The sequence below is a fragment of the Pseudonocardia sp. Ae331_Ps2 genome, assembly GCF_001932405.1.
GTDB lineage: Bacteria > Actinomycetota > Actinomycetes > Mycobacteriales > Pseudonocardiaceae > Pseudonocardia.
The window spans coordinates 609,067-627,180 of sequence record NZ_MCIM01000001.1 but is presented as its reverse complement, the minus strand read 5'-3'; the positions used below and the strand labels follow the sequence as shown (position 1 = coordinate 627,180).

At 70.9% G+C, this 18,114-nt stretch carries 19 protein-coding genes and 1 pseudogene; 4 read left to right on the top strand and 16 right to left on the bottom strand.

Going from position 1 to position 18,114, the window contains the following annotated elements:
- The 3 genes and pseudogenes from Ae331Ps2_RS32985 to Ae331Ps2_RS03090 form a co-directional block, all read right to left on the bottom strand.
- Positions 1–311: pseudogene (locus Ae331Ps2_RS32985) on the bottom strand (IS5/IS1182 family transposase); the annotation flags it as partial.
- Positions 312–387: 76 nt separating this feature from the next.
- Positions 388–684, bottom strand: a complete 297-nt coding sequence (locus tag Ae331Ps2_RS03095; RefSeq protein WP_139318958.1) for a diiron oxygenase — start codon at positions 682–684, stop codon at positions 388–390.
- 686 nt (positions 685–1,370) lie between these two features.
- Positions 1,371–2,258 carry a LysR family transcriptional regulator gene (locus Ae331Ps2_RS03090; RefSeq protein WP_075312934.1) on the bottom strand — a complete coding sequence of 296 codons (888 nt, stop codon included), beginning with the start codon at positions 2,256–2,258 and terminating at the stop codon, positions 1,371–1,373.
- Positions 2,259–2,337: 79 nt separating this feature from the next.
- Here Ae331Ps2_RS03090 and Ae331Ps2_RS03085 point away from each other — a divergent pair, with 79 nt between their 5' ends.
- Complete coding sequence (locus Ae331Ps2_RS03085) at positions 2,338–3,321, top strand: 4,5-dihydroxyphthalate decarboxylase (protein ID WP_139318959.1); 984 nt, start codon at positions 2,338–2,340, stop codon at positions 3,319–3,321.
- A 90-nt stretch (positions 3,322–3,411) separates the two neighbouring features.
- Complete coding sequence (locus Ae331Ps2_RS34115) at positions 3,412–3,900, top strand: GNAT family N-acetyltransferase (protein ID WP_083696154.1); 489 nt, start codon at positions 3,412–3,414, stop codon at positions 3,898–3,900.
- Here the strand turns inward: Ae331Ps2_RS34115 and Ae331Ps2_RS03075 are convergent.
- Positions 3,808–4,671, bottom strand: a complete 864-nt coding sequence (locus Ae331Ps2_RS03075; RefSeq protein ID WP_075310840.1) for a LysR family transcriptional regulator — start codon at positions 4,669–4,671, stop codon at positions 3,808–3,810. The genes Ae331Ps2_RS34115 and Ae331Ps2_RS03075 overlap by 93 nt on opposite strands.
- A gap of 78 nt (positions 4,672–4,749) precedes the next feature.
- On the opposite strand from Ae331Ps2_RS03075, the gene Ae331Ps2_RS03070 reads away from it, so the two are divergent.
- Complete coding sequence (locus tag Ae331Ps2_RS03070) at positions 4,750–5,667, top strand: EamA family transporter (protein WP_254849655.1); 918 nt, start codon at positions 4,750–4,752, stop codon at positions 5,665–5,667.
- Positions 5,668–5,754: 87 nt separating this feature from the next.
- Positions 5,755–6,213 carry a VOC family protein gene (locus tag Ae331Ps2_RS03065; protein WP_170918311.1) on the top strand — a complete coding sequence of 153 codons (459 nt, stop codon included), beginning with the start codon at positions 5,755–5,757 and terminating at the stop codon, positions 6,211–6,213.
- Between the two features lie 43 nt (positions 6,214–6,256).
- Here the strand turns inward: Ae331Ps2_RS03065 and Ae331Ps2_RS03060 are convergent, their stop codons facing one another.
- The 12 genes from Ae331Ps2_RS03060 to Ae331Ps2_RS03005 form a co-directional block, all read right to left on the bottom strand.
- Positions 6,257–7,228, bottom strand: coding sequence for a PDR/VanB family oxidoreductase (locus Ae331Ps2_RS03060; RefSeq protein WP_075310842.1), 972 nt, complete (start codon positions 7,226–7,228; stop codon positions 6,257–6,259).
- A gap of 213 nt (positions 7,229–7,441) precedes the next feature.
- Positions 7,442–8,338, bottom strand: a complete 897-nt coding sequence (locus Ae331Ps2_RS03055; protein WP_075310844.1) for a fumarylacetoacetate hydrolase family protein — start codon at positions 8,336–8,338, stop codon at positions 7,442–7,444.
- 37 nt (positions 8,339–8,375) lie between these two features.
- Positions 8,376–9,611 (bottom strand): FAD-dependent monooxygenase, encoded by a 1,236-nt coding sequence (locus Ae331Ps2_RS03050; RefSeq protein WP_075310846.1) that lies wholly within the window; start codon positions 9,609–9,611, stop codon positions 8,376–8,378.
- Complete coding sequence (locus Ae331Ps2_RS03045; protein ID WP_075310848.1) at positions 9,608–10,657, bottom strand: cupin domain-containing protein; 1,050 nt, start codon at positions 10,655–10,657, stop codon at positions 9,608–9,610. Before Ae331Ps2_RS03045 ends, Ae331Ps2_RS03050 begins: the two co-directional genes overlap by 4 nt.
- Positions 10,654–11,997 carry an MFS transporter gene (locus Ae331Ps2_RS03040; RefSeq protein ID WP_075310850.1) on the bottom strand — a complete coding sequence of 448 codons (1,344 nt, stop codon included), beginning with the start codon at positions 11,995–11,997 and terminating at the stop codon, positions 10,654–10,656. Before Ae331Ps2_RS03040 ends, Ae331Ps2_RS03045 begins: the two co-directional genes overlap by 4 nt.
- Positions 11,998–12,108: 111 nt before the next feature.
- A complete protein-coding gene (locus Ae331Ps2_RS03035; protein ID WP_075310852.1) occupies positions 12,109–13,227 on the bottom strand; it encodes an aromatic ring-hydroxylating dioxygenase subunit alpha in 1,119 nt (372 codons plus the stop codon).
- 102 nt (positions 13,228–13,329) lie between these two features.
- Positions 13,330–14,259 (bottom strand): MarR family winged helix-turn-helix transcriptional regulator, encoded by a 930-nt coding sequence (locus Ae331Ps2_RS03030; RefSeq protein WP_075310854.1) that lies wholly within the window; start codon positions 14,257–14,259, stop codon positions 13,330–13,332.
- Between the two features lie 73 nt (positions 14,260–14,332).
- Positions 14,333–15,520 (bottom strand): cytochrome P450, encoded by a 1,188-nt coding sequence (locus Ae331Ps2_RS03025; protein WP_075310856.1) that lies wholly within the window; start codon positions 15,518–15,520, stop codon positions 14,333–14,335.
- Positions 15,521–15,538: 18 nt separating this feature from the next.
- A complete protein-coding gene (locus Ae331Ps2_RS03020; protein ID WP_075310858.1) occupies positions 15,539–16,252 on the bottom strand; it encodes a GntR family transcriptional regulator in 714 nt (237 codons plus the stop codon).
- Between the two features lie 58 nt (positions 16,253–16,310).
- Positions 16,311–17,207: a VOC family protein gene (locus tag Ae331Ps2_RS03015; RefSeq protein ID WP_083695170.1), complete on the bottom strand. Its 897-nt coding sequence runs from the start codon at positions 17,205–17,207 to the stop codon at positions 16,311–16,313.
- Positions 17,208–17,211: 4 nt separating this feature from the next.
- Positions 17,212–17,658: a cupin domain-containing protein gene (locus Ae331Ps2_RS03010; protein ID WP_083695168.1), complete on the bottom strand. Its 447-nt coding sequence runs from the start codon at positions 17,656–17,658 to the stop codon at positions 17,212–17,214.
- Complete coding sequence (locus Ae331Ps2_RS03005) at positions 17,655–18,107, bottom strand: nuclear transport factor 2 family protein (RefSeq protein WP_075310860.1); 453 nt, start codon at positions 18,105–18,107, stop codon at positions 17,655–17,657. The genes Ae331Ps2_RS03010 and Ae331Ps2_RS03005 overlap by 4 nt, the downstream gene beginning before the upstream one ends.
- Positions 18,108–18,114 lie beyond the last annotated feature (7 nt).

Below are 18,114 nucleotides of genomic sequence, written 5' to 3'. Positions count from 1 at the left end.
TGGGTGTGCCCGGCTGTGCGGGCGGCGAGCAGGGCTCCGTGCAGGCCGGGTGCGGCCGCGGCGAGGACGTCGATGCCTTCGTGCAGGTAACGGTAGGCCGTTGCAGTGCTGATCGCGTTGTCACCGGCCAAACATCGGACCCGGGTAGCATCACAGAACCAGCGGATCACCAGCACTGCCTGGGCGAACGGGGTCAACGCCCGCCGCCGGGTGCCACGTCGACGGCGTTGAAGGACCAGGAGCCGCGCCAGATAGGCCACGGTGCGCTCCCCGATCGGGAGGACAGCGGTGTAGGTGACAGGATCAGACATGCAGGACCTCGGTGACGGTGTCGATCTGTGCTGGACCGAACCGATCTACCGGGGTCCTGCCCCGTTCCCGCTCATCTCACCACCCTCGGCGTGTCGCCACGACCTGCCACCCCGCTACTGAGAACACCTCATTGAGGCTGTAGAAGTGGCCACTTTCCCACTTCGAGATCTCTTGCAAGGTCTTTTCGTCCAGCTCGCGGGCTGCCGACGTGCCGTGAACTGTCATCAGCTCAGGGCTCATCCAGTAGCCATCCACGTCCAACCTGTCCGGCCAGGCGAACCGCTTGTAGGGGTTGTAGTAGTCAGCTTCCGCAGCAGCGCTCAGGCGATCCACGACTGACTGCAGCTGGTCTTCGTGAGTCTTGGTGGGCACGACGTCGGGCTCCTCCCAGACGGGCGCTCGGGACGTGTGCGCCACCGAGGTCCCGCCCATTGGTGCTACCGGTTTGGTAGTACCGATGCACGATAGTGTGACGGCTTGCGTGATGCAAGACACGTACGAGATCGACTCTGGGCAAGATGTTGGCGCAGGTGCGGTGCGCAGACTGCTGTTCAGTCGCAGATGCGTCTTTGATTCAGACCTCTTGACAAGAGCGATCGGCAGGAGGTGGCTGGCGATGAGGTGCTCCCGCCTGGTGTGCCGGGCATCCCACTGGGGCAGCAGGGCAGCAGCTCCAGTACCGACGACACCATGACCGAGGAGCGCGCCGGACGCGGGTTGTCCTCGGTGAAGGTGAAGGACGAAGTCCGCGAACTTCCTTCTGAACTGGCCACGCGGGTTCGATTCCCGGCGCCCGCTCAGGGGGTCCTAGCAGCGGAAACGGTGCCCACCCCTGATCATGGAAGGGCTGCCGTCCCGCGTTCGTACCAGGAGGTGGCATAGGCGGTTGTGGCGCCCACCGTTCGATCTTGGGAGTGATCTGTCTTCTAGCGCCCCGCCGATCGGTCGACACGAGCCGTCTGGACGAGACCGACCGTGCCGGACACAAAGCTGCGCCTCGATGAACTGGTGGAGGGGGCGCGCCACGGACGGTCATCGACGACACCGGCGGAGTCCTCTCAGCTCGCCTGCTCCCCACCCGGCGGCCGCCCCGCAGACCGGATCACCCACGAGCGCAGCGCCCGCGCCGCCGGCGATGTCGTTGCGCCGTACAGCACGCCGATCGTGGGGTGCGGGGTTGCGGGTACCACCTCGTGCACCCCGACGGCGGGGCCCGGCCGCGCGACGGCCGAGGCGGCCATCAGCGCGACCCCGAGGCCGGCGGCGACGAGGTCGCGGACCCCGTCGGGCGATGACGCCTCGAAACGGACCGGCAGGTCCACGCCGAGCCGGGTGGCGAGGCCGTCGAGGAGCTTCCGCAGCCCGCTGCCGACCGGCAGGGACACGAACGGCTCGCCGGCGAACTCCGTGAGCTCGCCGCCGTCCCGGTCCAGCGGTGTGAGGAGCACGAGCCGGTCCTCGGACAGGGGTGTGACGAGAATGCCCGCTGGCCGGTCGGGATGGACCGGGCCGAGCACGAGGTCCACCGCTCCGGCGGCCAGGTCGTCGAGCAGGGCGTCCATGAGCCCGGTGCGCAACGAGACCGTCACGCCCGGATGCCGGCCGATGAAGCCGGAGAGCACGGCGGGCAGGTCGAGGCCACCGAGCACACCGGTGGTCCCGACCGTGACCGAGCCGCGTACGACGTCGGCCATCTGCGCGGCCTCGTCGCGTGCGGCGGCCAGCTCGGCGAGGACCCGCCGGGCCCGCACCAGCAACAGCTCGCCCGCCTCGGTCGGCGTCACCCGTCGGGTGGTGCGCGCGAGCAGAGTGACGCCCAGCTCCGACTCGAGCCGTCGCACCTGGGCGGAGATCGCCGGCTGCGCCACGCGGAGGTCGTGGGCGGCCCGGGTGAACCCGCCGCACCGCACGACGGCCTCGAAGTACACGAGTTGCCGCAGCTCCACGGCACCGAGCATCAATCGCTATGGATCCCAGCGCAAGACTGTCTTGGACGTGGGCGGCACGGCGGCGCATCGTGAAGGCATGATCATCGTCGGGTCCATGCGCTACGACACGACCGCCGCCCTGTTCGACGGCACCGCGAGCCTCCCGGGGTACGACATCGAGATGCGGAGCGGGTCGGTCGTTCCCGAGGTGTTCGCCCGGATGATCCGCGACCGCGAGTTCGACATCGCCGAGCTCGGTCTCGGATTCCTGCTGCGGGTGCTCGAGGAGGAGCCGGGAGCCTTCGTCGCGGTCCCGGCGTTCCCCAACCGGGTGTTCCGGCACTCCTGCGTCTACGTCCACACCGGATCGGGCATCGAGACCCCGGCCGACCTGGTCGGGCGCACGATCGGCGAGTTCGGGATGTACTCGCAGGACTCCGGGGTGTGGGCCAAGGGGATCCTGGCCGACGAGTACGGGTTCGACCCGAGGCGCAACCGCTGGGTGATCGGCGGGCTGGACACCCCGATGGCACCCTTCGACTTCGTCCCGCAACGCCGACCCGAGGGCGTCGAGATCGTCGCGGAGTCCGAGAGGGCTCTCGGTGACCTGCTCGCCGCCGGTGAGATCGACGCGCTGTTCAGCGCGAACGTGCCCGCGAGCCATGCCGGGCCCGGGGTGCGGCGGCTCTTCGAGGACTACGTCCCGGTCGAGCAGGACTGGTACCGGCGCACCGGGCTGTTCCCGATGATGCACGCGGTCGTCGTGCGTACCGACAGCCTCGCCGCGCACCCCGACCTCGCCCGCGCCGCCTACCAGGGCTTCCTCGACGCCAAGAACCTCGCCCGGGACCACTATCTCGGCGCGGGACGACGGCTCTACCAGGTGCACACCATGCTGCCCTGGGCGAGCCGGCTGGCCGAGGACGACGTCGCCCTCATGGGCGAGGACTGGTGGCCCTACGGGATCGCCGCGAACCGCGCGGCCCTCGACACGTTCCTGCGCTACCAGCACGAGCAGGGACTGTCCGCACACCGCTTCACCGTCGACGAGGTCTTCGCGCCCGACCTCCTGGACACCTGAGCGGCCGTTACGCTCGACGGTGTGGGCTCCCGACGGATCCGCAGGGCGGAGGCACGCGACGTCGAGGACGTCGTGCGGCTTCGTGCGGAGATGTTCCGGGCGATGGAGGTCCCGCAGCACGATGCCACCGACTGGCAGGCCGCGGCGGCGGAGTGGTTCACGCGGCGGCTGGACGACCCGCGGGTCTGCATCATGGTCGTCGAGGTGGACGGTGCGGTCGTCGCGACCGCGATGGGCATCCTCCGGGAAGCACCCCCGTCTCCGCACTCGCCCGGCGGCGACGTGCTGGTCTGCAACGTGTGCACCGATCCCGGGGCCCGAGGGCGGGGGCACGGCCGCGCAGCGTTCGACGCCGTGTTCGCCTGGAGTCGCACCGTCGGTGCCGGCCGTGCGGAGCTGCTCGCTACCGAGGACGGGCGTCGGATGTACGAGAAGTCCGGGTTCCGCGCCTCCCGCTCCCCGGTGATGCGGGCGCCCCTGCTCAGCTCAGGACCTGCGGTGCAGTATCGCGATCAAGGCGCTCGTCAACGAGGGGCCGAGGGGATGCGTCGGCCCGGTGCTGACGAACAGCTGACGTGATATCCGGGGCTCGAGTGAGCGTGCCACGACGCTCGTCGGCATGTCGTGAGGTACGGCGACGGCGGGGGCGACACCGACCGTGATTCCCGCCGCGACCATGGCGAACATGGTTTCGAGGTCGCGGACGGTGTGCGCCGGCGCCCACCGTTCCCCGTGTTCCGCGTAGGCCTCTTCCAGTTGCGGTCCGCATGTGCCGCCGGGATCGGCGACGCCGGCCGCGACGAGATCGTCCAGACGAACCTCCGTGGCTCGGGCGAGCGGGTGTGTTCGCGGCAGGACGGCCAGGAACTCGTCCGCGGCTGACGAGCAGGTGCGGTCCGGTGTGGTGGGCCGCGTCGTCACCGCGACGTGGATCGTCCTTGCATCGAGCCAGCTCAGCAGTTCGTCGTCATCGCCCCGAGCGATGAGGACCTCTGCATCCGGATGAAGGGTCCGGAACTGGCGGGCTGCCTCCGGGACGAGGTGGAGCGCTGCACTGTGCACGGCCCCCACACGGATCGTCGCTGGGACGGGCTGCTCTCGCAGATCCTCGATGGCCCTGATGTGCTCGACTGCGCGACGGCCGTGTTCGACGACGCGGGTCCCGATCGCCGTCAACGCTGCCCCGTCCGGGCGGCGGGCGACGAGGGCATGACCGAGGTGGCGCTCAAGCGTGGCGATGTTCCGGCTCACTGCTGACTGTGTGAGCCCGACAGCTGCTGCCGCGCCGGTGAAGCTGCCGCGGTCGGCAATGGCGAGCAGGCATCGAAGGTTCACAAGGGTCAGATCCACCGCGTCATGCTGACAGCTCATGAGCGGTGTTCGAAGAAGTTGTTGGACTCATACTCACTGCTCGGGTCGTATGCGTATGTGCTGACCGACGGCAATTCGACCACCAGCCCCCGTGTTCTGGTCGGCCTGGTGGTGCTGTGGCTGTGCTGGGGGTCGTCGTTCCCGGCGATCCGGATCATGGTCGACACCCTTCCGCCGCTGCTCGGCACGGGGTCGATCTTCCTGACGGCGGGCCTCGGGCTGGCCATCGCGTTCCCGTCCACCATCCGTCGGGCCCGGCTCGGGCCGTCGGTGGTCGCCGCAGGCGTCGGTATCGGCCTGCTCGGAGCCCAGGGCGCCGTGGCCGTCGCAGAGCAACACGTCTATGCCAGCACCGCCGCGCTCATCGTCGCCGCCGTCCCGCTGTGGGTCGTGCTGTTCCGGGCCGTTCTCGGCGATCGGCCGGGGCTCGCGGCGGCGGGCCAGGTCGTCGTGGGACTCGTCGGAGTAGTGGCAGTCCTGTTCGCGGTACGCCCGGCACAGGGCGACCCATGGTCGGTCTGGCTACTTCTGGTCGTCGCAGCCTCGCTGTCCTGGGCCGCGGCCACGCTGTGGGCCTCCCGTTCGACGATGCTGCCCTCGCCCCGCGACGCGACCACGATCCAGCTCATCACCGGTGGTGCAGCACTCGTCGGCACGGGGCTGGCCTCGGGGGAGCTGTCGACGTTCGCACCGGACGACGTGTCCATCGCGTCCTGGGTGGCCCTCGGCTACCTCATCGTCGTCGACTCGTCGGCCGGGTTCGCGCTCTACAACTGGCTGCTGCGACGGGCACCCATCGGGCTCGTCAGCACCTACGCCTACGCGGTACCGCTCGTGGCCTACCTGATCGGGATCACCGTGCTCGGAGAGCCCTTCAGCATCCTCGCCCTGGCCGGTGCCGGCGCCGTCCTCCTGGCGGTCGCGGCCGAGATGGGTTCACCGAACCCCCCCCACGACCGAGACCGAGGCGCGTGACGAGATGAGTGAATGCCGTCTACCGCCCTGGTCGGTGCCGGAGAGCGCCGCCTGGCCGGCGGCGGCCGCCGCGCGGATGATGGATCGGTGAGCTTCGAACTGCGCAGGACCGACCACACCGGGATCACGGTGTCCGATCTGGACCGGGCTGTGGCGTTCTGGTGCGACGTCCTCGGCGTCGAGGTGGAGCGACGTGCCCACCTCACGGGGACCTTCGCCGAGGACGTCGTCGGGGTGCCCGGTGCCGACATCCGGACCGCGATCATCCCGTTGCCCGGGCATCGCCTCGAGCTGCTGGAGTACGTCCGTCCGGGGCCCGCGACGGACCACGCCCCGGGCCCGGACACCCCTGGTGCGATGCACCTCGCGTTCGTGGTCGAGGACCTCGACGCCTTGCTCGCTCGTGTTGCGGAGGGTGGATGGGCCGCCCCGGGGCGGCCGCGGGAGATGGCTGATGGGCCGCGTGCGGGAACCCGGTTCGTCTACGTCCGCGCCCCGGACGGGACCACGGTCGAGTTCATCGAGGAACCGCGGCCGGCCGCGTGAGCGCCCGTCTCGCCACCCGTGCGGCGCCGGTGACGAGCACTGTTCAGAGGTCGAGGACCAGGCGGCGGCACGCGGATCGTGAGACGCAGGGGAACATGACGTCGTTGGCCTCCTGCTCCTCCGGCGACAGGAGGGAGTCCCGGTGGTCGACCTCGCCGGCGAGGACCGGTGTCTTGCAGGTGCCGCACGTTCCCTCGCGACAGGAGTACATGACCTGGACGCCTGCCTGCTCGACGACGTCGAGGACGGACCGGTCGGGCGGGACGGTGAGGGTGATGCCGCTCGTTGCCAGCTCCACCTCGAAGGACTCGCCCGGTCCGGACCCGGCCGGGTCGACGACGTGCTTCGGAGCGAACCGTTCGACGTGCAGGACGCCGGCGGGCCACGCCGCGCAGCGGGCTTCCACCGCAGCGAGCAGGGACGCGGGCCCGCAGGCGTAGACGAGCGTGTCGGTCCTCGGAGTGCCGAGGATCGCTGTCAGATCGATCGGACCGACCTCGTCCTGAGGATGCAGCGCGACCGAAACCCCGGTGCGTTCCCGTAGCTCGTGCAGGAACGCCATCGAGGCGCGCGACCGTCCGCCGTAGTGCAACTCGACGGCCGCGTCAGCGGCCCGGGCTGCGGCCACCATCGGCAGGATCGGGGTGATGCCGATCCCGCCGGCGATGAAGACGTAGCGCGGGGCGGGCAGGAGGGCGAAGTTGTTGCGAGGGCCGCGCACCTCGATCCTGCTGCCCGGCTTCAGTTCGTCGTGGACGAACCGGGAGCCGCCGCGCCCGTCGGGATCGAGGAGCACCGCGATCCGCCACCGGTCGGTCTGCCGGACCGGCCCGCACAGTGAGTACTGACGGATCAGATCCGGCTGCAGCAGCAGGTCGATGTGGGCGCCGGCCTCCCAGGAGGGCAGGTCCGAACGGTCGGGGCGTTGCAGGGTCAGGACGGCGACGCCGTGTGCGCCCTCGTCGCGTGCGGTGACCTCCAGGGTCAGGGTGGTGTGCTCACCGGGGGGTGCCACTACGGGGCCTCCGTTCGCGGTCGAGTGGGGGATGGCGGGCAGCGCCCACCTCGGCGCCGCGGCCGAGCGGGACCGATCCGGCGGCGCCGGGCCTGCCGTCGGAGCAGCGGGTCCCGCGGGCTCCCGGATCGAGGGGCTCGCGCATGTCTCCTCGTTGCGGGGTCGTCGGTCGTGGTCCTGGAGCTCCGGGCCGTCGGACGGCTGCCGTGGTGCTCAGCGGGTGGGACGCTCCTGGACCGGGGTGAGTTCGGTCGGTGGCGTGGGGCCCGAGTCGCGGCCGAGGGTGGGGCAGGCGACCGCCCCCTTGTCGGTCACGGTGGCGCTCAGCCGCCCGACGCGGGTGATCTCGACCGTGACGACGTCGCCGTCGTGGACCTGCCCGACTCCGGCCGGGGTGCCGGTGGAGACGATGTCGCCCGGTTCGAGGACCATCACCGAGCTGACGTAGGCGATGAGCGCGGGGACACCCCAGATGAGATCGGCGAGGTCGGCGCGTTGGCGCAGCGTGCCGTTGACCCAGGTGTGCAGTTCCAGCTCGTCGAGGTCTCCGACCTCGTCGGGCGTGACGAGGTACGGCCCGCACGGTGTGAACGTGTCGAAGCTCTTGCGCACCGAACGGTCCTCCCCACCGCGCATGGTCATGTCCAGCAGGCAGGTGTATCCGGCGATGTGCTCATCGGCGTCGTCGACCGGGACGTGCGAGGCCCGGCGTCCGATGACCACCGCGAGCTCGCCCTCCTGGTCGAAGCGGCGGTCGTGGTAGGGCAGCTCGATCAGGCCGTCGTGGCCGATCAGGGAGCTCGGCGCCTTGAGGAAGACCCCGAGGGAGTCGATGTGGGAGGCCTGGCTCATCTCGACCTGGTGGTCGACGTAGTTGACCGGCGCAGCAACGATCTTGCTCGGGTCCGGCACGGGGGCGAGCAGCCGGGTGGGGTCCAGCTCCGGACCGCTGGGGCGCAGCGAGGCCGGGTCGGTCCCGGCGTCGAGGAGCCGCCGCAGCGGACTGCCGGGCCCTGCGGGGACCTGGTCGGTGACGTCGAGGGTGACGCCCTGGTGGGCCAGTCCGAGGCGGGTCGTGCCGGTGGCGTCGAGTACGGAGCAGAGCTTCACGGAGGCTCTCCGATCGGGAGGGAGACGGGTGGGCGGGTCAGGACGGGACGAGTCCGGGGTCGGGCTGTTGGAGGTAGAGCCAGTCGACGTCGCGGTAGTCGTCGTCGGTGCGGTCGCGCAGGACGCGGTTGCGCAGGGAGAGCGCGACCGGGTCGGTGAGGTGCCACATGTCTGCCCACGGGCGGGCCCGACGCTGGCAGGTGGTCACCCGGGCCAACCGCTTCTGTTCGTAGGCGGCCAGGGCCTTCTCCACGTCGTCGGAGTGTTCGCTCAGGCAGGTGGCCACGGTGTCGGCGTCCTCCAACGCCTGGCAAGCGCCCTGACCCAGCACCTGCAGCATCGGGTGTGCGGCGTCGCCGAGGAGTGCGATCCGCCCGGCGGCGATGTGGTCGAGCGGTTCGCGGTCGAACAGCGGCCAGTGTCGGGCTCGCGAGACCGAGGCGGCGCTGAGCCGCACCGCGTCCGTGGTCTCCGCGTACGCCGCGTCGAGCTCCTGGGGGGTGCCCCACTCGGTGTCGGGGACTCCCGCGGCGAAGCTGTCGCTGTGGAAGACCGCGACCTGGTTGTAGAGGGCGCCGGCGCGGACCGGGTACTGCATGAGGTGCAGCCGCGGCCCCACCCAGAGCACGATGTCGTTGGCGTCGACGTCGGTGGCGACGTCGCCGATGGGCATGGTCCCGCGGTAGGCCACGTACCCGGAGCAGACCGGTTCGTCGTCGACGAACAGACGACGTAGCCGCGAGTGCAGACCGTCGGCCGCGAGCACCGCGCGGGCGCGGTAGCTGCTCGAGTCCTCGCACGTGACCAGCACGTCGTCGTCGCCGGGGACGGCGTCGCGGACGGTCCGATCGTTCTCCAGCGTGACCCGGGGTTCGGCACGGCAGGCGTCGAGCAGGATCTGCAGCAGGTCACTGCGGTGCATGACCAGGTAGGGGAAGCCGTAGCGGGACCTGTAGGTCTCTCCCAGGGTCAGCCCGGTGAGCCGTTCGCCGGTCACGGCATCGCGCATCACGGCGCGTTCGGGGTGTACCGCGACCGCCTCGACGGCGTCGAGGACCCCGAGCCGGTGCATCACGCGGGTGGCGTTCGCCCCGAGCTGCAGGCCGGCCCCCACCTCGGCGAACTCGGAAGCCTGCTCGAGCAGGTGGACCGCTCGACCGCCGCGGGCGATCGCGAGCGCGGTGGCGAGGCCGCCGATGCCGCCACCGACCACGAGCGTGTCGACCTCCTTCGGGGGCCGCGGCGACGTGGTGGACGGTCCGATCGCAGTCATGGCTGCTCCTGTTCGCGGTAGAGCCCGAGTGCATGGAGCACGGGAGCGTCGCTGGTGGAGAACGCGTCGATGCGCTCGTGGGCGTGCAGGCTCCAGGGCACCCAGGACGGGATGGCCAGGATGTCTCCGGGGCCGAGGTCGAAGCGCTGCTCACCGACCTCGGCGACCCCGCTGCCGTGAAACACGGTCAGCACCCGGGAGCCCGTCTGGCGGATCCTCGGTGAGGAAGCCCCCTCGACGACGCGGTGGGCCTCGCAGCGCATGGTGGGCATGACGTCACGGCCGGTGGTGGGGTCGACGTAGGTCATCGTGGCCGCCCCTGCACCGGTGACGTCGAGACGTCGTGCCAGCGCGCGGTCGGTGTCGGCCCACCGGTAGGCCAGAAGCGGTGAGTGTCTCGTGGGGGTCGTGCGCTCTGCCGGCGGTGGAAGCAGACCGGGCGCGCCGTAGGAACGTTCCGACCGCGACACGGGATCGGTGAGGCGTTCGACGTCTTCCGAGGGACCTTCCTCGAAGAACACCGCCTCCAGTGCAGCGACCATCGGCAGGTCCAGGACGTCCATCCACAGCATCGGCTCGTCGCTGGGATTGTGATGTTCGTGGAAGGTCCAGCTCGGTGTCAGCACGAGGTCTCCGGCCGACATCGCCAGCGGATCCCCGTCCACGAGGGTCCACACACCGGAGCCCTCCAGGATGAACCGCAAGGCTGCAGGGGTGTGCCGATGCGCCGGGGCGACCTCGCGTGGACCCAGGTACTGCACCGCCGCCCACAGCGAGCTGACCGCGTAGGGCGCCCCGCCGAGCCCGGGATTGGCACAGGCCAGCACACGCCGGTCCCCGCCGCGGTCGATCCCGACCAGCTGGCCGGAGCGCTCGCCGAGGCTGCGGAGCTGCGCGGCCGACCACCGGTGGGGGACCGACGCCACGGTCGGTGTCGGGGTGAGCAGACCCTTGAGCTCCCACAGCGGCTGGAGGTGTTCGGTACTCAGATCGCTGTAGAGCTCGTCGAGCTCGGGGTCGGAGTGGGAGAACCGGCGGGTGCTCATGTGGCGACCTCCGGGGTCGTGTTCGGAGCCTCGGTGGACTCGGGGGCGGTGGTGAACTCCGGTGTGGTGGGAACGGCGAGCGCTGCCATCGAGAGCAGGGTGACGAGCCCCATGGCGGCCATGTAGACGGCGATGGGCAGGGAGGAGTCGTAGGTGGCGAACAGCGCCGTCGCGGCCAGTGGGGCGATCGCGCCGCCGAGCACGCTGCCGACCTGGTACGCCGTCGAGGTTCCGCTGTAGCGCACCCGGGCCGGGAACACGTCGGCGATCAACGCGGCCTGCGGTCCGGCCATCGCAGCGATGGACGAGGTGGCCACGACGATGCCGACCGCCATCAGCACGGGCTGTGCGGTGTCGATCAGCAGGAAGAACGGGACCGCCCAGACCGTGGCCAGCGCGGCACCCACGAGGAAGACCGGCTTGCGGCCGACCCGGTCGGCGAGGACCGCGGACGCCCAGATCACGGCCATCCAGCTCGTGCTCCCGATGACGATCAGCGTCAGCATCGTGGGCTGCGACAGCTCCAGGGTGCTCGTGCCGTAACCGAGCAGATAGACCAGCACCAGGTAGCCCAGCGCGGGCGCGGCGATGCTCGCGCCGCTGGTCAGCAGCAGCCGGCGGGGGTGGTCGCGCAGCACCTCGACGACCGGTCGACGGGCGACCTCGCCGCGGGTGCGCACGGCCTCGAACTCCGGCGACTCGCTGATCCGCAGCCGGATGAGCAGCCCGACCATGACCAGGGCCGCGGAGATCAGGAACGGGATGCGCCACCCCCACGCCAGGAACGCCTCCGGCGAGATCGCCAGGCTGAGCAGCAGGAACACGACGTTCGCGGCGATGATGCCGGCCGGGAGGCCCATCTGCGGGAACGAGCCGTAGAGGGTCCGCTTGCCGGGGGGTGCGTGCTCGACGGCCATGAGCACCGCGCCGCCCCACTCGCCGCCGACGCCCACGCCCTGGGCGAAACGCAGCACGACCAGCAGGATCGGCGCCCAGATGCCGATCGTGGCGTAGGTCGGCAGGACGCCGATGAGGAATGTGGCGACGCCCATCAGCACCAGCGAGAACACCAGCAGCTGCTTGCGCCCGACGCGGTCGCCGAAGTGCCCGATGATGATGCCGCCGACCGGACGCGCGATGAACCCCACCGCCAGCGTCGAGTAGGCGGCGAGGGTTGCTGCCAGCGGGGAGGCCGACGGGAAGAACTGCGGGCCCAGGACCAGCGCGGCCGCCGTGGCGTAGATGAAGAAGTCGTACCACTCGATCGCGGTTCCGATGAAGCTCGCTCGGGCGACCCGTCGTGCGCGGGTTGCGCGGGTCTCGGTGGGGGTGAGCGCCACTGCTCAATCCTTCCGTGTACGTAGTAAAAGATGGCCAGCGTGCGGCCGAAGCGTGGAGTCGAGCGCGTGAGGTGGTGCGTGGGCGGACGGCGAGGTGCGTGCGGGTGCGGCTCAGCCCGACAGGATCGTGGCGCGCTCGGTCCAGGCCCGGGCGGCGGTGCGGGTGGCGGTGTCGGTGAACCGGTCCTGGGGACGGGCGCCCGCGGCGGCGCCTTCGGCGGCGAGCAGCTTCTCCAGGATGCGGCGGGACCGGAGCGGGCCGGCGTCGACCTTGATGTTCAGCTCGAGCGGGTAGGACGGCTCCCAGGCGGCGATGATGTGCTCGATCGCTTCGCAGGCAGCGATGTCCTGCTCGAAGACCCCGGCGACGGCCGAGAGGGTGTAGTCGGTGACCGAATCGTCGCCGACGGCGTAGTCGCGGCTGACCGACCAGAAGTAGTGGGTCGTGGTGCGGGTCTCGGGCGTGATGGCGTGCATGGTCTTCTGTCGGCACATCCGGGAGTCGTCCGGGTCTCCGGAGGGCTTCACCGTGGTGGTGGTGATGTGGAAGGCGGTGGCGAAGAACTCGGCGATCTGCTGGCGGTCGATCGGGGAGTCGATGCCGGTCACGCGGGTGAAGAACGGCGGGCAGGAGACCCCGGCCATCTCGCGGCGCACGGTGACGGTGTGGTCGTCCCACGTGGTCGTGATCGGCAGTTCGGCGATCTCGGGGGAGCCGATGGACTCCGGGTGCAGGAAGCTCAGGTGCGACAGGTCGAGCAGGTTCTCGTTGAGCAGCTGTGCCCGGGCATCCATGTGCAGGGTTCCGGCTGCGGTGCTCCACCCGTCGGCGGTGTACCAGTGGTGGTCGGGGATCTGCGCTGGTCGTGCCTGGTCGGGGTCGCCCATCCAGATCCAGACCAGCCCGTCGCCCTCGACGAGGGGGAAGGTCTGCACCCGGACCTTGTCCGAGACTCGGGTGGAGCCGGGGATCCGCACGCAGGCGCCGGTCGGGGTGTAGGTCAGGCCGTGGTAGCCGCACTCCACGTTGTCGCCACGCAGGCGACCCAGCGACAGCGGCATCTGCCGGTGCACGCAGCGGTCGACCATCGCGACGGGGGTTCCGTCCTGGGTGCGATACAGCAGGACCGGGTCACCGAGCAGGAACCGGGGCAGCATCCGGCCCTGCTCGATCTCGGCACTACGGGCTGCCACGTACCAGGCGTTGCGGGGGAACTCGTCGGGATACATGGAGGGCCTCGATTCTTCGGCCGCGTCGCCGAAATGTTCCGTGTACGTCCTAATCGAGGACGGTAGGGCAGTCGAGGTGCGTCGTCAACGGGGCCCGAGGGGTCAGGCGGCGGAAGGGGGGCCCGAGGGCTCTCGCCTGTAGGCGACGGCGCCGAGGTTGTCGAGCAGGCGTCCGCGGGACGACACGGGGAGGAGGTCGAACAGAGCTGCCTGAACGTCGGCGGCACGACGCGTGATGTCGGGGAGCTCGCGTCGCCCGGCCGGTGACAACCGCAGGGCCTTGCGGCGCCGGTCGTGGACGTCGGTCGCAGCGGTGACCAGTCGGGCTGCGGTCAGTCGCTCGACGATCTCCGTGGTCGAGGTGCGGTCGAGTGCCGCGGCCTCGCCGAGCGTGGACTGGTCGGCCGGTTCGTGGTGGGCCAGGGCGCAGAGCAAGGCGTACTGAGGACCGGTGAGACTGCCGCCGAACGTGTGGGTCCATCGCGCGACGTAGGCCTGCTGGGCACGGCGGATCAGGTGTCCCGGGGTGGTCGCCAGATCCAGCCCGGCGGCGACGTCGTCCTCGACCCGCGGCGGTGGGTCGCCCTCGTAGGCCAGGAGGGCCAGGTCGGTCACCAGCTCGCGGCGGCGGTCGGCGCTCAGGGGCGCCAGCAGGTCGCGCTGTACCCGAGCGGCCGCGGTGGTCAGAGAGGTCAACGCCACCCGTGCGGGTGGGCTCAGGTGCAGCACCTTGCGGCGGCGGTCGTCGGGATCGGGGCCCGCGGTCAGCCATCCCCGTCGCACCAGGCGGCGCACGATGTCGGTGGTGGTGGACTTGTCCAGCGAGGCCAGCTGCCCGAGGGTCTTCTGGTCGAGACCGGGGCGCCGCGCCGTGCCGGACAGGACGGCGAACTGCGGTCCGGTCGGTTCGGGACCGACGTGTTCGACCCAGAGCAGATTGTGCTCACGCTGCGCCCTGCGGATGAGGTGCCCCGGGGTGCGGGCGAGATCGAGCGTGGGTGGGCTGCCGGGCGCGCCACTGCTCGCACTCATGTGGACAGTGTGACACCCGGGGCGGACGCGCTGGTGCGACGCGCCTCTCCTGGTCGGCCGCCCGGCGGACGACTCAGTGGAACCGGATCGGGAGGCTGGCGAGGGCGAGGGCGTCGCCCCGCCCCTTCCGGCACACCTCGCCGTCCAGGGCGAGCGACCTCCCGCTGTCCAACACGACATCGAGGGCGACCGACAGCTCTCGACGGGCCATCTGGGCGCCGAGGCAGCAGTGGATGCCGGAGCCGAAGGCCAGGTGCCGGTTGGGGCGGCGGTCGAGCCGACAGGTCTCCGGGGCGTCGAAGCGGTCCTCGTCGCGGTTCGCCGAGGAGAAGGACAGGCCGACGACCTCCCCGGCGGACATCGGGCAGCCCTGGAACTCTGTGTCCGACGCCGCGTTGCGCGCGAAGATGCTGACGGGGGAGGAGAGCCGCAGGAACTCCTCCACGGCCGACGGGACCAGCGCGCGATCCTCCCGGAGGCGTTCGAGGTCGGCGGGGTGCCGGGCGAGGTGCCAGAGGGAGTAGGACAGGGCGGCGGCCGTGGTCTCGTGTCCGGCGACGAGCACCAGCATGGTGAACCCGCGGATCTGGTCCTCGGTGAGCCTGCGGCCCTCGACCTCGCTGTCCAGCAGGAGGCTGATGAGGTCGTCGGACCGGTTCTCCCGCCGGGCGGCGATCAGCCCGTCGATGTAGTCGCGGAACTCGGCGCCGGCGCGGGCGGCGTCCTCGTGGTCGCGCACGCTGCCTTCGAACGAGCGGCGCACCAGGTCGACCCAGAGCGACTTGTCTTCGTCCGGCAGACCGATGAACAGGGCCAGTGCGCCGCTGGTCAGCGGCGCGGCGAAGGCGGTGGCCAGATCTCCGCCGCCTGCGGCCAGCAGGGGGTCGAGCAGCTGCTCGGCCAGGCCGCGGATCTCACCGGTCAGGGCGTTGACGCGGCGTGGGGAGAACACGGGGGCGACGAGCTGCCGGTAGACGGTGTGCTCGGGCGGGTCGTACTCGAGCGGGAGGAACGCGAACGACCGCTGCATGCCCGACGGGATGAGCAGGGTGCCGGGGACGGCGGAGGTGAACCTCGACCAGTCGGCGGCAGCGGCGACGATGTCGTCGTAGCGGGTGATCAGCCAGAAGCCGCCGTAGCGGTTGCTGTGGCTGACCGGCCGGTCGCGGCGCAGGTGCTGGTAGGTGGGCCACGGGTCGGCGACGAACGCTGGATCGTGGTGGTCCAGCTCGTCGTCGGACAGTCCTGGCAGCGTCGACATGGGTGTCCTCGTCGGTACTCAGAGTTCCTGGGTGCTGGTCTCCGCGGCCTCGCCCGGGTCGGGGGTCAACCCGCTGGCCAGGACGATGGCCGTCGTCGTCTCGTAGTGGGCACGGAGCGCCTCCAGCGCTGCCGGCACGTCCCGGGCGAGAGCCGCGTCGACGATGCGCCGGTGTTCCTCGTCGACGTCCCGCTTCCCGCCCGACGCCGGCGCGCTCCAGCGGCGGTACAGCTCCATCGTGTCCGACAGCTGCTCGCAGAAGTCGGTGAGCAGGGGGAACCCGCTCCCGGCGATGAGTGTGTGGTGGAAGGCCCGGTGGGCCGCGGACCAGTCGTCGGTCATCAGATCGGGGTTGTCCGGCGCGCGGCGCGGGGTGCGGGTGAGGCGGTGGTGGGCGGCGAGCACCTCGGACTCCCAGCGCAGATCGCCGCGCTCGATCGCCAACCGCAGGGCGAGGCTCTCGTTGACCACGCGCAGCTCCGTGAGGTCGCCGAGCTCGCGGCGGGACAGGGACACGACCCGGAAACCCTGGTTGTGCGAGCTGGTCACCAGACGCTGCTCGGTCAGCCGGGTCAGCGCTTCCCGCACGACCCCCACACTGACGTCGAACTCCTGCCGCAGCTCCGCGGGCTTGAGCCGGTGCCCGGGCGGCAGCCTGCCGTCGAGCACGGCTCGGCGGAGGCGTTGGTAGACGTCCAGGCCGAGGGTCTCGGCCCCTCCTCGACGGGCCATTGTCAGGGAGCCCCTCGTCCGTCCGGCCGCCGCGGGCCGCGGCGTCGCGCCGAGCGGATCATCGGACCGGCCGGGGCAACGGACGGTGACCCCAGGCGCTGATGTGGTCGTAGTGGTCCTCCGCCCAGTCCTCGCCGACCTCGACGGCGCCCCACCCGAACTCGTAGTCGAATCCGCTCGGAGTCGTCGCGTAGAAGGAGAACATCCGATCGTTGGGATGGCGCCCGAGGCTCCGGTTGATCGTCAGGTCCGCGTCGATCGCACGGTCGAACGCCATGCCCACGGCGTCGAGGGAGTTGGCCTGGACCATGAAGTGCAGCAGCTTCTTCGGGTAGGTGGAGCGGGCAGGGCGCTGCACGAGTGCGATGCTGTGGTGTCGCCGGTTGCAGTGCAGGAAGGCGGCGTGGGAGACGCCGTTGGGGGTCTCCTGCCCCGACGTGTCGGACACGCGGAACGGCAGCACCCCCGTCCAGAACCTCAGCGCGTCGTCCAGATCGTCGACCATGAAGACCGCGTGCCCCAGCCCCTGCGCTCCGGTGAGGAACCCGCCGGGCACCAGCGGGGCGGCCAGGGGGTCCCGGGAGTGGTACGGCGCGCTCACGAGCTCGACGGTGATCCCGCCCGGCGCGGTGAAGGTGTACAGCCGCTTGACCCGCCGGTCTCGCGCCTCCTGCTCGTCGCACTCGCGCACGGGCACACCGGCGGCCGTCACCCGGTCGAGGATCTGCTGCAGCACCTGGCCGTTGAGGGCCGTCAGCCCGACGGCGACGACGTCGTCGGCGGGTCCCCGCCGGACGAGGAAGCGCTGCTGGAGCTCGTCCATCCGCACCCGCAGGGCGTCCTCGGAGGGAGCGCCGTCGACGGACATGCCGAGGGTCCTCGTCGTGAACTCCGACCAGGCGTCGAGGTCGGACACCTCGAGCACGAGGTAGCCCAGCTGTAGGTCCTGGTGCACGGTGCTACTCCTTGTTCTGTCGGGGCTGCAGGGACGGTGACCGGTCGGCGTGCTCGGCGTCCTGGTAGGCGGTGAGGGCGCGGTAGTCGTCGCGGACGGGCGCGAAGATGCCGATGTTGAGGACCCGCTCGTCGCCGACGGGTTGGGCGCCGTGCGGGACGTCGCCGGGAATGTGCAGCACCGCGGGCGCCTCCAGGACGTAGACCTCGTCCCCGACGAAGAACTCCAGCGTGCCGCTGAGCACGAAGCTGAGTTGGTCGAACGGGTGCGAGTGCTGGCCGGAGCTGCGGAACCCGGGCTCGAACCAGTTGATCGTCACCAGCGATCCGTCGCTGCGGATCCCCGAGCGGGAGAGCCCCGGCGTGAGCAGCTCCACGGGCATCTGATCGAACCGATAGGCCTTCGGCCGCCCGGGCAGGGGACCGGCACCCGGCGTGTGCTCCGTGGTCATCGGGCCGCCTCACGGTCCGGGTCGGTGAAGACCCGTTCGATCGAGCGGGACGCGAACAGCCACCGATCGCCCTCCCGGGCGTAGACGTCGGTGTAGTCGAGCACGAGCATGGGCCAGCTCGGGCCCGTGCCCTCGCCGTCGTGGCGGTAGAGCAGCGTCATCAGGGTGCCGCCGACGGTGCCGTCCTCGCCGGACCGCAGCCGGAGGTTGGTGTGCACGTGCCGGGAGGTCCGTTCGGTGAGGGTCGCGCGCCGGTCGGCCCAGCGCTGCAGGGCGGCCCGTCCGACCAGGGGGTCACCGAGGCCGAGCAGCTGGCCCTCGTCGGTGTAGAGCTCGGGGAGAAGCCGGGGATCGCCGTGGTCGAGGACCCAGGCGTGCTCGGCGACGAGCTCCTCGATCCCGGCCCTGACCTCCGCGGTCACCCGGTTCGGCTCGTTGGTCACGGTCATGTGCGTG

Coding starts and splice junctions, on each gene's coding strand:
- Ae331Ps2_RS03085 (WP_139318959.1), top strand. CDS start 2,338: ATGATCATCGTCGGGTCCATGCGCTACGACACGACCGCCGCCCTGTTC.
- Ae331Ps2_RS34115 (WP_083696154.1), top strand. CDS start 3,412: ATGTTCCGGGCGATGGAGGTCCCGCAGCACGATGCCACCGACTGGCAG.
- Ae331Ps2_RS03050 (WP_075310846.1), bottom strand. CDS start 9,611: ATGACTGCGATCGGACCGTCCACCACGTCGCCGCGGCCCCCGAAGGAG.
- Ae331Ps2_RS03045 (WP_075310848.1), bottom strand. CDS start 10,657: ATGAGCACCCGCCGGTTCTCCCACTCCGACCCCGAGCTCGACGAGCTC.
- Ae331Ps2_RS03035 (WP_075310852.1), bottom strand. CDS start 13,227: ATGTATCCCGACGAGTTCCCCCGCAACGCCTGGTACGTGGCAGCCCGT.
- Ae331Ps2_RS03030 (WP_075310854.1), bottom strand. CDS start 14,259: ATGAGTGCGAGCAGTGGCGCGCCCGGCAGCCCACCCACGCTCGATCTC.
- Ae331Ps2_RS03025 (WP_075310856.1), bottom strand. CDS start 15,520: ATGTCGACGCTGCCAGGACTGTCCGACGACGAGCTGGACCACCACGAT.
- Ae331Ps2_RS03020 (WP_075310858.1), bottom strand. CDS start 16,252: ATGGCCCGTCGAGGAGGGGCCGAGACCCTCGGCCTGGACGTCTACCAA.
- Ae331Ps2_RS03010 (WP_083695168.1), bottom strand. CDS start 17,658: ATGACCACGGAGCACACGCCGGGTGCCGGTCCCCTGCCCGGGCGGCCG.
- Ae331Ps2_RS03005 (WP_075310860.1), bottom strand. CDS start 18,107: ATGACCGTGACCAACGAGCCGAACCGGGTGACCGCGGAGGTCAGGGCC.